An 11,567-nucleotide genomic window follows, 5' to 3' on the forward strand; every position below is an offset into this window, starting at 1 on the left:
CGCATGTACGCGATCGTTCGCGCAGGCGGCCGCCAGCACAAGGTCGCCGTCGGCGACGTGCTGGAGATCGACCGTATCGAGGCCAAGCCGGGTGACTCGGTGGAGCTCTCCACCATCCTGGTCGTCGACGGTGACGCTGTCACCTCCGACCCGTGGGTGCTGGCCGGCGTGAAGGCTCACGCCGAGGTGGTCGACCAGACCAAGGGCGACAAGATCGTCATCCTGCGCTACAAGAACAAGACCGGCTACCGTCGTCGCCAGGGTCACCGCCAGCAGCACACCGCTGTGCGGATCACGAGCATCGACTCCGTCAGCAAGTAAGGGGATAGCGAGATGGCACACAAGAAGGGCGCAAGCTCTACCCGTAACGGCCGTGACTCGAACGCCCAGCGCCTCGGCGTCAAGCGCTTCGGCGGTCAGACCGTGAACGCCGGCGAGATCATCGTCCGCCAGCGTGGCACCCACTTCCACCCGGGCGCCAACGTCGGCCGTGGTGGCGACGACACCCTGTTCGCGCTGACCGCCGGTGCCGTGCAGTTCGGTACCCGTCGCGGCCGCAAGGTCGTCAACATCGTGGCCGTCGAGGCCTGAGTCCGACAAGACTCACAATGAAGGGTGGGCCGGAATGATCCGGTCCACCCTTCTTGCTTTACAGCAGGTCAACACTTTCTTCGCACTGGAGGCACACCCATGACCACCTTCGTGGACCGCGTCGAGCTGTACGTCGCCGCGGGTAACGGGGGCCACGGCTGCGCCTCCGTGCACCGGGAGAAGTTCAAGCCGCTCGGGGGGCCGGACGGCGGCAACGGCGGGGAGGGCGGCAGCGTCATCCTCACCGTGGACGCCCAGGTGACGACGCTGCTGGAGTACCACCACTCGCCCAAGCGCAAGGCGACCAACGGCAAGCCGGGCGCGGGTGGCAACCGCACCGGCGCCGACGGCCAGGACCTCGTGCTGCCGGTGCCGGACGGCACCGTGGTGATGGACAAGCAGGGCAACGTGCTCGCCGACCTGGTCGGCCACGGCACCAGCTTCGTCGCCGCCGCCGGCGGCCGCGGCGGCCTGGGCAACGCGGCGCTGGCCTCGGCCCGCCGCAAGGCGCCCGGCTTCGCGCTGCTCGGCGAGCCCGGCGAGACCCGCGACATCGTCATGGAGCTCAAGTCCGTCGCCGACGTGGCCCTGGTGGGCTACCCGAGCGCGGGCAAGTCCTCGCTGATCTCGGTGCTCTCCGCGGCCAAGCCGAAGATCGCGGACTACCCGTTCACCACCCTGATCCCCAACCTGGGCGTGGTCACCGCCGGCGACACCGTCTACACCGTCGCCGACGTCCCCGGCCTGATCCCGGGCGCCAGCCAGGGCCGCGGCCTCGGCCTGGAGTTCCTGCGGCACGTCGAGCGCTGCTCGGTGCTGGTGCACGTGCTGGACTGCGCCACCCTGGAGCCCGGCCGCGACCCGCTGACCGACCTGGAGACCATCGAGGCCGAGCTGTCCGAGTACGGCGGCCTGGACGACCGGCCGCGTCTGGTCGCGCTCAACAAGGTCGACGTGCCGGACGGCCAGGACATCGCCGACCTCACGCGTGCCTCCCTGGAGGAGCGCGGCTACCGCGTATTCGAGGTCTCCGCCGCCTCCCGCAAGGGCCTGCGCGAGCTCGGTTTCGCGATGGCGCAGATCGTCGCCGAGGCGCGGGCCGCCAAGCCGGTCGAGGAGTCGACCCGGATCGTGCTGCGGCCCAAGGCCGTGGACGACGAGGGCTTCACCATCACCGAGGAGGACGGCGCCTTCCGCATCCGCGGCACCAAGCCGGAGCGCTGGGTCCGCCAGACCGACTTCTCCAACGACGAGGCCGTCGGCTACCTCGCCGACCGGCTGGCCCGCCTCGGCGTCGAGGACAAGCTCTGGAAGGTCGGCGCCCACGAGGGCGACACCGTCATCATCGGCCCGGACGAGAACGCCGTCGTCTTCGACTGGGAGCCGACCATGGCCGCCGGTGCGGAGATGCTCGGCCGCCGCGGCGAGGACCACCGCTTCGAGAACCCGCGCCCGGCGGTCGACCGCCGCCGCGAGAAGCAGAAGGGGCGGGACGCGGCCGAGTCCGAGTTCCTCGCCTTCGAGGCGCTCTCCAGCGGCCGCCAGGCCGCCATCGAGGGCGACGACGACGAGGACTGACGAGCCTGAACGCCGCGGCCCCCGCCACCTTCCGAGGTGGCGGGGGCCGCGGCGCGTTTCCGGCGTGACGAAACGTTACTTCGACCAGGAGGCCTGGTACTTGGTCCGGTCGGCGTTGTCCGTGTAGGCGACCAGGGCGGCCGGCGCCTTGCCCGGGAGGCTCACGACGTCACAGCCCTTGACCTCCATGCCCTTGCCCGCGCCCTGGAACGTGGGGGCGGCGCACTTGGGGAGCGGCTTCGCGGAGTTCCCCGCGTAGGAGCCCTGCTTGCCCTCCTGGTCGAACACCAGGAACTTGGAGTTCGGCGCGCTGAACGAGAGCTTCTTGTCGCCGAGGTTCTTGATGTTGTAGCTGACGTACACGAGGGTGCGGCCCTCCAGGCCCGCGGTGCTGACGCCGGCGGCCTTGAGGTCCTCGATGGAACCCGTCTCGTAGCCGGTGACGGTGATCTCCAGCTTGTTGTTCATGTCGAACGCCTTGTCGATGTACTCGACGGTGGCCGGCTGGCCGACCTTGACCGCGGTGGCGGCCTTCGGCAGGCCGGCGGCGCCGCCGCCGCCGGCAGCCGCGCCACCCGCGGCGGCACCGCCCGCGGCGCCGGTCGCACCCGCGGACGGAGCGGTGGTCGCCCCGCCGGCGGCACCGGCCGCACCGCCCGCGGCGGCAGGGGAGGTGGCCGTACCGCCGGCCCCGCCCGTGGCGGCACCGCCGGCGGTGGCCCCGCCGGCCGCCGCGGCACCGGCCGGCGTGGTGGCGGCCGCAGCGCCGCCGGCGGCGTCGGAGTTGTCCGGGCCGCAGGCGGCGAGCGAGAGTGCGGTGGCCGCCGCCAGGACGGCGACGGTGAGCTTCATGCTGTTCGAACGCATCTGTGCGCTAACTCCTGGGCACGCGCCCGCGAACCGTTCCCGGCCTGCCCATGCGGCGGTGCCCGATCCACGAATGATTGGAGACATGGGTACAGCGGGCAAGAAGCCGTCCCCCGATCTGGCTTTCGGTCAGGGACCATACCAGTCGGCCGGATTGCCGCACGCCCTGTGGCGAGGCCGTGACCGGGCCGGGTCCAGCCGGTGAAATGCCCTGCGGGCGGAGTGCGCCGATCGCGTAGATTGCGGATAACGGCAGGGCTCCGGCCCGTCGTACCCGCACCACACCGGAAGGGCGTACAGCGAGATGAGCGAGGACTCACTGCGGGAGGAGGTGCTGACCGCACGCCGGATCGTCGTCAAGGTCGGCTCCTCCTCACTCACCACGGCGGCCGGCGGCCTGGACGCCGACCGGGTCGACGCCCTGGTCGACGCCCTCGCCAAGATCCGCAGCCGCCCGGACGCCCCCGAGGTGGTGCTGGTCTCCTCCGGCGCCATCGCCGCCGGCCTCGCCCCGCTCGGCCTCGACAGGCGGCCCAAGGACCTCGCCCGCCAGCAGGCCGCCGCCAGCGTCGGCCAGGGCCTGCTGGTCGCCCGGTACACCGCCTCCTTCGCCCGGTACGGCATCCGCGTCGGCCAGGTGCTGCTCACCGCCGAGGACGCCAGCCGCCGCGCCCACTACCGCAACGCCTACCGGACGCTCGACCAGCTGCTGGCGATGGGCGCCATGCCGATCGTCAACGAGAACGACACCGTCGCCACCGCCGAAATCAAGTTCGGGGACAACGACCGGCTGGCCGCCCTGGTCGCCCACCTCGTCCGGGCCGACCTGCTGGTGCTGCTCTCCGACGTGGACGGCCTCTACGACGGCGACCCGAGCCGCCCCGGCACCAGCCGGATCTCCGAGGTGACCGGCCCGCACGACCTGGACGGCATCGAGATCGGCAGCGCGGGCAAGGCCGGCGTCGGCACCGGCGGCATGGTCACCAAGGTCGAGGCGGCCCGGATCGCCACCGGCGCGGGCATCCCCGTGGTGCTCACCGCCGCCAGCCAGGCCGCCGACGCACTCGCCGGCCGGCCCACCGGCACGCTGTTCCTGCGCACCGGCAGCCGCTCCTCCGACCGGCTGCTCTGGCTGGCCCACGCCAGCAGTCCGCGCGGCTCCCTGCACCTGGACGACGGCGCGGTCGAGGCGGTCGTCTCCGGGGGCGCCTCGCTGCTGCCGGCCGGGGTCACCAAGGTCGACGGCGAGTTCGCCGCGGGCGATCCGGTGGACCTTCTTGCCGAAAACGGCCACATCGTGGCGCGCGGACTGGTCAACTTTGATGCGAGGGAGTTGCCCCGCCTGCTCGGCCGGTCCACCCGCGACCTGGCCCAGGAGTTCGGCGCCGCGTACGAGCGGGAGGTCGTCCACCGCGACGACCTGGTCGTCCTGCGCGGCTGACCGGGCCGCGGGCGGCACGGGCGGCTCCGCACGGGGTGCACGCCAGGCCGCGGGCGAGGAGGGGCTCAGCCGTACGCGCCGGGCCGGGGCCGGCGGGTACGACGACACGACATCGCCGAACAGGAGGCCGCCGGTGGAACGCAGGCGCGAGGCAGCGCTGACCGGAGGAACGGCGGGCCGGCGGCTGACCAGCATCGACGGCGGACGCGGGAGCGACGACGCCGCCGAGCCGGCCGGTCCGCCACCGCACGGGCCCGGCGCGGTACGCGGCGCCCGGCCGGACCGGCGGGGAGAGACCGAGCCGCCCACCGTGCCCGAGCAGGCCCGGCTCTGGCACGTGGTGCTGAGCGTCTCCGGGCAGGTCACCCCGCTCTCCGAGCTGCGGGCCGGGCTGGAGCGGCTGGCGCACGACCACTCGTTCTTCCTGACCGCCCGCTACGCCGCCGACCACGCGGAGATCCGCTACTGGGAGCAGGCCCGCGACCTCCACGACGCGGCGGCGATAGCCCTGCGGCTGTGGGGCGAGCACAAGGCGACGGCGAAGCTGCCGCCGTGGGAGATCGTCGGCCTGGAGGTGGTCGACCGGGCGACGTACCACAAGCGGGTCGCCGAGGGCTTCGGCGATCCGCCGCCGCACCTGGGCGGCGTCCACCCGTACTGACCTCCGGGGCCCCGGCCCGCCGGCCCGTCCAGCCTCCGTCTCACCGGGCGAAATGCCCGGAGGGCGGCGGTTGCGGAGTCGCTACCCTTGGCGCATGACCAGCGACCTCGCCACCGCCGACAGCCCCGTCCTCGCCGTAGCGCGCCGAGCCCGGGAGGCCGCCGCCGTGCTCGCCCCGCTGCCGCGCCGGGCGAAGGACGCCGCGCTGCTGGCGGTCGCGGACGCCCTGGTGGCCCGCAGCGCCGAGATCACCGCAGCCAACGCCGAGGACGTCGCGCGGGCCCGCGAGGCCGGCACCGCCGAGTCGGTGATCGACCGGCTGACCCTCACCGACGAGCGGATCGCCGCGATCGCCTCCGACGTCCGCGACGTGGCCGGGCTGCCCGACCCGGTCGGCGAGGTGGTCCGCGGCTACACGCTGCCCAACGGCCTGGACGTCCGACAGGTCCGGGTGCCGCTCGGCGTCGTCGGCATCATCTACGAGGCCCGCCCGAACGTCACCGTGGACGCCGCCGCCCTCTGCCTGAAGTCCGGCAACGCGGTGCTGCTGCGCGGCTCGGCCTCCGCGTACCGCTCCAACACCGCGCTGATCGCCGTGCTGCGCGACGCCGTGGCCTCGGCCGGCCTGCCCGCCGACGTGATCCAGCTCGTCCCCGGCGAGAGCCGGGACTCCGTGCAGGAGCTGATGCGAGCCCGCGGGCTGGTGGACGTGCTGATCCCGCGCGGCGGCGCCTCGCTGATCCGCACCGTGGTCGAGGGCTCGACCGTCCCCGTGATCGAGACCGGCACCGGCAACTGCCACGTCTACGTGGACGCGCAGGCCGACCCGGCGATGGCCGTCGGCATCCTGCTGAACTCCAAGGCCCAGCGGGTCAGCGTCTGCAACTCCGCCGAGACCCTGCTGGTCCACCAGGACATCGCCGACACCTTCCTGCCGCTCGCGCTCGCCGCGCTGGCCGGGGCCGGGGTGACGGTGCACGGCGACGACGCGGTGCTCAAGGCCGCCGAGGGCTCGCCCGCCACCGTGGTGCCGGCCACCGCGGAGGACTGGGAGACGGAGTACCTCTCCTACGACCTCGCCGCCGCCGTGGTGCCCTCGCTGGACGCCGCCGTCGCGCACATCCGCCGCTGGTCCTCGGGCCACACCGAGGCGATCGTCACCACCTCGCAGGCCGCCGCCCGCCGCTTCACCCAGCTGGTCGACGCCACCACGGTGGCCGTCAACGCCTCGACCCGGTTCACCGACGGCGGTGAGTTCGGCTTCGGCGCCGAGATCGGCATCTCCACCCAGAAGCTGCACGCCCGCGGCCCCATGGGACTGCCCGAGCTGACCAGCACCAAGTACATCGTCACTGGTGACGGCCATGTCCGGGGCGAGGCGACGCAGACCGTGGGCGGCTCGGCCGACGCCGGCTGAGCCCCTTCGCGACGGGCTCCGTCACACGTGTGACGGACCAACTGCGAGGAGCCACAGACAAAACGCCCGCCCGGTAATACGCTGAATCCGTGGCTGAGGATGTGGGGGGCTTGCCGTACCCCGACGGCGCCGACCACGGTGGTGCGGACGACGAGTTCGCCACCGTGGTCTTCGATGAGGCCTTCGTCCGCTCCGCCGCCGTGCACGAGCCGACGGCCAAGGAGCGGCAGCTCGCCGCCGCCGAGGCCCGGTTCGAGCCGGACACGGCGACAGCGGGCTGGGGCTATGACGTCCCGGTCGGTGACGGGCTCCCGCTGGAGCTGCGCCCGTACCCGAGCGGGCTCGACGACGACCGCCTCTACCCCGACCCGTGGTCGGGCCCCGGCCGGGCGGCCGGGCGCCGGACCCGCCGGTGGGGCCGGGCGGGCGGCTACGATCCGGTGCGGGCGCCGAGCGGGCGCTACGTCGCCCAGCAGCGCTGGCACCGGCCGGTGGCCTGGGTGCTCGCCGTGATCATGGGCGTGAGCCTGGTCGCGGTGGCGGTCGCGGCGGTCTACCAGGGCGTGGGCGGGGCCGGCAGCGGTACGCCCCGGCGGCCCGAGTCCGGCAGCAGCAGTGTGGGGGCCGACCCGGCGTCCTCGCCGGCCGAGCCGTCGCTCGTGGTCACCGCTCCGGCGGGCTGATCTCTGGGGGTGGTGCGCCCCGGGGCGGGCGGTCGCGGACCGTCCCCGGGAATGTGCGCGGGGACCCTCGTGGCGGGGTGCGGATGCGTCTTACCCTGGTGTCATGGGTGACCCGCGAGAGCCTCCGGAGGGTGCGCCCGACGGTGGTTCCGGAAACGAGGACGAGTACCGGTCCGTCGTGTTCGACGAATCGTTCGTCCGGGCTGCCCGCATCCAGGAGCTGTCCGCCCGGGAGCGGCTGGCCGGGTCCTTCGGCCGGGCCACCCGCCCGCGCGTGCGGCTCGGGCCGCTGGGCACCGTGCCGCGGCAGGCGCTCGCGCTGCTGCTGCTGATCCTGGTGGCCTTCTCCGCCGCCGTCTACTTCGGCATCAGTGCGCCGAACCGGCAGTCCGCGCGTCCCGAGGGCAGCCAACTGACCGTCAGTCTGGTGGCGTTGAGCCCGGCTTCGACGGTCCGGCCGGTTGCCGACCCGGCCAGTCCGTTCGCCGGGCTCCCGGCCGGCTACGGCGACGGCGCGCTCGGTCTCGGGACGCCCACGGGGGCGGCCACCGGGCACTTCAGCAGGGTCGAGGTGACCAAGGCGCTCGACACCGTGCAGCGCTACCTGGTCGCCTCCTCGCTGGCGCCGGTGGCGCTGGTCCAGGGGGCCACCGCCGACGTGCGGGTCTTCGTCACACCCGGCGAGCAGGCCCAGTTCGACACCAGCGTGGCCCGGCCGGTCGACGACCGGCACCACGCGCTGACCGGCTGGGTGGTCCGCTTCGACCCGGCGCAGGTCGCGCTGGCGGCCGACACCGTGAAGGTGGCGGGCGCGATGCGGATCGACGAGGCGGACAGCGGGACGCTGCAGATCACCACCGACCACACCTTCGTCTACGCGTTGAAGCCGGCCGGGGCGCCGAGCGGCGCACCGGTGACGCTGGAGACCGTGCGGCGGCAGCTGACCTTCCAGTTCGACCGGATCGACCTGGCCTCCGCCCAGCTGCGGCTGGTGGACTCGGTGCTGCAGGCCGGACCAGTGCCGTGCACCGGCTCGCTGGCGGCCTTCGTCCAGCCGGTGCTGGCCGGGCCGGACGGCACCCCGGCGCCCAGCCCGACGGCGATCGACCCGGGCAACCATGCCCGGCCGGCCTGGCAGGTCTGCGGCGTGCTGGCGGGCGGCTGAGCGGTCCCGTTCCGCGCCCGGGCGCGCCGACGGCCCCCGGCGGGGAGCCGGGGGCCGTCGGGCGGAGCGGCGTCAGCCCTGGTCGCGGCCGTCCTGCCCGTCGCGGGGCGCGGAGTTGGTGCCGCGCGCGGCACCGGCGAAGGTGTCGCGGAGCTTGCCGCCGACCGTGGCCGCGCCGCCGGCGACGTCGCGGATCAGGCCCATCAGCGGGTCCTTGCTCTCCTTCACCGAGCTGCTGTAGTGGTCGGCGGCGGCCTTCCACTGCTCGCCGACCGAGGTGTCGGCGTCGTCGGTGCGGCGCGGGTAGGCACCGGCCAGGATCGAGCGGTACTCCTCGCTCTCCGCCCACTTCTTCAGCTTGGCGACCCGCACCACGGCGAACGGGTGGCTCTGCGGCAGCACCTGGAGCAGCTTGAGCACGCCGTCGCGCAGGTCCCCGGCCTTCTCGTACTCCTCGGCCTGCTCCAGGAAGGCGTCGACGTTCATCTCGGCCAGGTTGTGGCCGCCGGCCAGCTTCATCAGGGCCCGCATGGACGCCTGGAGGTCCTGTCCGGCGAGCAGCCCGGCGCGGTCGCTGGAGAGCTCGGCCTTGCGGAACCACTCCTTGAGCGCGGTGACGATCGCCATGATCGCCAGGTTGCCGAGCGGCACCCAGGCGATCCGCGCGGCGATGTTGGTGAGGATCAGCAGCATCGTCCGGTAGACCGCGTGGCCGGACATCGCGTGGCCGACCTCGTGGCCGATGACGGAGCGCAGCTCCTCCTCGTCCAGCAGCTCCACCAGGCCGCTGGTGACCACGATGATCGGGGTGTCGATCCCGATGCAGTACGCGTTGACCGTCGGGTCCTGGCTGACGTAGAGGTCCGGGACCTTCTCGAGGTCCAGCACGTAGGCGGCGTCGCGCACCATCTCGTACAGCTCGGGGAACTGCCGCTCGGACGTCTTCACGGCGGTGGCCAGGAACATCAGCCGGATCGCGCGCTCGGAGACCAGGCCGGCGAGCCTCTTCAGCACGTCGTCGAAGCCGGTCAGCTTGCGCAGCGCGACCAGGGCGGAGCGGTCCGCCGGGTGCTCCCAGGCCCTGGTGGAGATCTCCGGGAAGCGCTGGCGGCGCCGGCTGGGGGTCTTCGCGGTGATGTCGGTCATTGGTGTGAGTACCTCCTGGTCGAACGGCGGCCCCGGCCGCTGGCCGGCCCCCGCTGGTCTTCGCCTGCAACGACTGTCTGTGCAACGTCCGTGGTTGCGTACTCGTCCCCGCGCTCACCCTACGTGGCACGGAACGCGGCCCGGAGCGGCCCCCGCCGCGCCGCGGACGCGGTGCGGCGCGGCCGGGGCCCGAGGGGGCGGTGGGCGGCGCGGGTGTGAGGCCGGTTTACCCTGAATGCCCTGGAGAGCCGAGACCAGACCTGGCCGCGGTACCGAGCAGTCCGAGGAGCCCGCAGATGTCCACCGACGCCCTTGTCAGCCTGGCCGGCCCGATCTCCACGGAGAACGGCCCGGGGCTCTTCCTGCGGGTCATCGTGGTGGCCTCGTTCGTCGGTGTCGGCCTGCTGGCCTGGATCCTGCTGCGGGCCGGCCGCAACAACTGAGCACCCCACCGGGCATCCTCCCCGCGCTCCGCGCGCTCTCCGGGCGTCCGCGCCCCGCCTCGCCGCCGGGGCCCGGCTCACACCGGATCAGACGCGGTGGGCCGCCGAGCGGTTGCCTTGCAGGCCCCCGTACGATGACGGGTGGGCCCTCACAGGCCCGCACACCCCCTGGTCCGTCATCCGAGCCGAGAAGGTCCGCCGACCATGAGCACTGCCGCCGCACTTCCCGTCCTGAACCTGCTCGCCTCCGAGGGCGAGGGGGGCAACCACGAGAGCCTCAACCCGTATCTGACGGGTGGCGCCGCGCTGTTCATCCTGCTGCTGCTGCTCTACGTGACCACCCGCTTCAACCGGGACCGCTGAGCCGCGCTCCGGGACCGCCCGGCCTCGTTCCGGGGCCGCGGGCCTTCGCACTCGGGGCCGCGGGTCTTCGCACTCGGGGACGCGGGGCCCTCGATTCGGGTCCGCTCGGGGAGCGTCCGGCAGGTGTGCCGGCCGCTCCCTCACGCATCTCCAGGGCGCTCGCACCCGGGCGTTCCCGCACCGTAACGGGCGTCGCGTATGGTGTGACGCCATGGGAGAGCAGGCCGGGAATCCCGGCGGACCGGCACCGGTGAAGAAGCGCCTCGGCGTGATGGGCGGCACCTTCGACCCGATCCACCACGGGCACCTGGTCGCCGCCAGTGAGGTGGCGAGCGCGTTCCACCTGGACGAGGTGATCTTCGTTCCGACCGGGCAGCCGTGGCAGAAGACCGACCGGCACGTCACCCCGGCCGAGGACCGCTACCTGATGACGGTCATCGCCACCGCGGAGAACCCGCAGTTCTCGGTCAGCCGGATCGACATCGACCGCGAGGGCCCGACGTACACCGTCGACACCCTGCGCGACCTGCGCGCCATGCACCCGGACGCCGACCTGTTCTTCATCACCGGCGCCGACGCGCTCGCCCAGATCCTCTCCTGGCGGGACTCGGAGGAGCTTTTCTCGCTCGCCCACTTCATCGGCTGCACCCGGCCGGGGCACACTCTTTCGGACGCCGGGCTTCCGGTGGGCGGGGTCTCCCTGGTGGAGGTCCCGGCGCTGGCCATCTCCTCCACGGACTGCCGCAACCGGGTCGCCAAGGGCGAGCCGGTCTGGTACCTCGTCCCGGACGGCGTGGTCCGCTACATCGACAAGCGGGCGCTCTACGCGCCGCACGGGACCTGATCCCCGGAGGGGCCGACCGATGAGCGATCGCAGGGGACCGCAGGACGAATGGTCCACCGGGCAGTACCCGCAGCCCGGGCAGCAGTACGACCAGTACGGGCAGCCGGTGCAGGGTGGCGGTTACGAGCAGCAGCACGGGCAGCAGTACGACCAGTACGACCAGTACGGGCAGCCGGTGCAGCAGCCGTACGGGCAGGACCAGTACGCGCCCTACCCGGGGCAGGGCCAGGACCAGTACCAGCAGGCCTACCAGCCGTACGGGCAGCCGCAGCAGGGTGGCGGTTACGAGCAGCAGCACGGGCAGCAGTACGACCAGTACGACCAGTACGGGCAGCCGGTGCAGCAGCCGTACGGGCAGGACCAGTACG

13 protein-coding genes and 1 pseudogene are annotated in these 11,567 nt (G+C 73.2%); 12 read left to right on the top strand and 2 right to left on the bottom strand.

Annotation, left to right across the window (positions count from 1 at the left end; genetic code table 11):
- Positions 1–3 precede the first annotated feature (3 nt).
- From rplU to obgE, 3 genes are all read left to right on the top strand, one after another.
- Entirely contained in the window at positions 4–321 is a 318-nt protein-coding gene (gene rplU, locus ACZ3YO_RS25515; protein ID WP_045696828.1) for a 50S ribosomal protein L21, read from the top strand.
- Between the two features lie 12 nt (positions 322–333).
- Entirely contained in the window at positions 334–591 is a 258-nt protein-coding gene (gene rpmA / locus ACZ3YO_RS25520; protein WP_148645173.1) for a 50S ribosomal protein L27, read from the top strand.
- A gap of 99 nt (positions 592–690) precedes the next feature.
- On the top strand, positions 691–2,169 hold the full coding sequence (gene obgE / locus ACZ3YO_RS25525) for a GTPase ObgE (RefSeq protein ID WP_465573359.1): 1,479 nt from the start codon (positions 691–693) through the stop codon (positions 2,167–2,169).
- A gap of 75 nt (positions 2,170–2,244) precedes the next feature.
- Here obgE and ACZ3YO_RS25530 read toward each other — a convergent pair whose 3' ends face one another.
- On the bottom strand, positions 2,245–3,036 hold the full coding sequence (locus tag ACZ3YO_RS25530; RefSeq protein WP_465573362.1) for a hypothetical protein: 792 nt from the start codon (positions 3,034–3,036) through the stop codon (positions 2,245–2,247).
- Positions 3,037–3,340: 304 nt separating this feature from the next.
- Between ACZ3YO_RS25530 and proB the strand changes: the two genes are divergently transcribed.
- The 5 genes from proB (at position 3,341) to ACZ3YO_RS25555 (ending at position 8,403) form a co-directional block, all read left to right on the top strand.
- Positions 3,341–4,477 carry a glutamate 5-kinase gene (proB, locus tag ACZ3YO_RS25535; RefSeq protein ID WP_465573364.1) on the top strand — a complete coding sequence of 379 codons (1,137 nt, stop codon included), beginning with the start codon at positions 3,341–3,343 and terminating at the stop codon, positions 4,475–4,477.
- Positions 4,478–4,610: 133 nt separating this feature from the next.
- A complete protein-coding gene (locus tag ACZ3YO_RS25540; protein ID WP_465573366.1) occupies positions 4,611–5,138 on the top strand; it encodes a hypothetical protein in 528 nt (175 codons plus the stop codon).
- Between the two features lie 94 nt (positions 5,139–5,232).
- On the top strand, positions 5,233–6,555 hold the full coding sequence (locus tag ACZ3YO_RS25545; protein WP_465573368.1) for a glutamate-5-semialdehyde dehydrogenase: 1,323 nt from the start codon (positions 5,233–5,235) through the stop codon (positions 6,553–6,555).
- Positions 6,556–6,644: 89 nt separating this feature from the next.
- Positions 6,645–7,238 (top strand): SCO2584 family spore wall biosynthesis protein, encoded by a 594-nt coding sequence (locus ACZ3YO_RS25550; protein WP_465548731.1) that lies wholly within the window; start codon positions 6,645–6,647, stop codon positions 7,236–7,238.
- 103 nt (positions 7,239–7,341) lie between these two features.
- Entirely contained in the window at positions 7,342–8,403 is a 1,062-nt protein-coding gene (locus tag ACZ3YO_RS25555) for an SCO2583 family membrane protein (protein ID WP_465573370.1), read from the top strand.
- A gap of 72 nt (positions 8,404–8,475) precedes the next feature.
- On the opposite strand, the gene ACZ3YO_RS25560 is transcribed toward ACZ3YO_RS25555, so the two are convergent.
- Positions 8,476–9,549, bottom strand: a complete 1,074-nt coding sequence (locus tag ACZ3YO_RS25560; RefSeq protein ID WP_465573372.1) for a M48 family metallopeptidase — start codon at positions 9,547–9,549, stop codon at positions 8,476–8,478.
- A gap of 296 nt (positions 9,550–9,845) precedes the next feature.
- Between ACZ3YO_RS25560 and ACZ3YO_RS25565 the strand changes: the two genes are divergently transcribed.
- The 4 genes and pseudogenes from ACZ3YO_RS25565 to ACZ3YO_RS25580 all read left to right on the top strand — a co-directional run.
- Entirely contained in the window at positions 9,846–9,992 is a 147-nt protein-coding gene (locus tag ACZ3YO_RS25565; protein ID WP_396323191.1) for a hypothetical protein, read from the top strand.
- A gap of 204 nt (positions 9,993–10,196) precedes the next feature.
- On the top strand, positions 10,197–10,355 hold the full coding sequence (locus tag ACZ3YO_RS25570; RefSeq protein ID WP_396323192.1) for a hypothetical protein: 159 nt from the start codon (positions 10,197–10,199) through the stop codon (positions 10,353–10,355).
- A gap of 211 nt (positions 10,356–10,566) precedes the next feature.
- Positions 10,567–11,199: a nicotinate-nucleotide adenylyltransferase gene (gene nadD / locus ACZ3YO_RS25575; RefSeq protein WP_465548734.1), complete on the top strand. Its 633-nt coding sequence runs from the start codon at positions 10,567–10,569 to the stop codon at positions 11,197–11,199.
- A 19-nt stretch (positions 11,200–11,218) separates the two neighbouring features.
- A pseudogene (locus ACZ3YO_RS25580) lies at positions 11,219–11,567 on the top strand (LytR family transcriptional regulator); the annotation flags it as partial.

The sequence above is a fragment of the Kitasatospora sp. NPDC022785 genome, assembly GCF_055561295.1.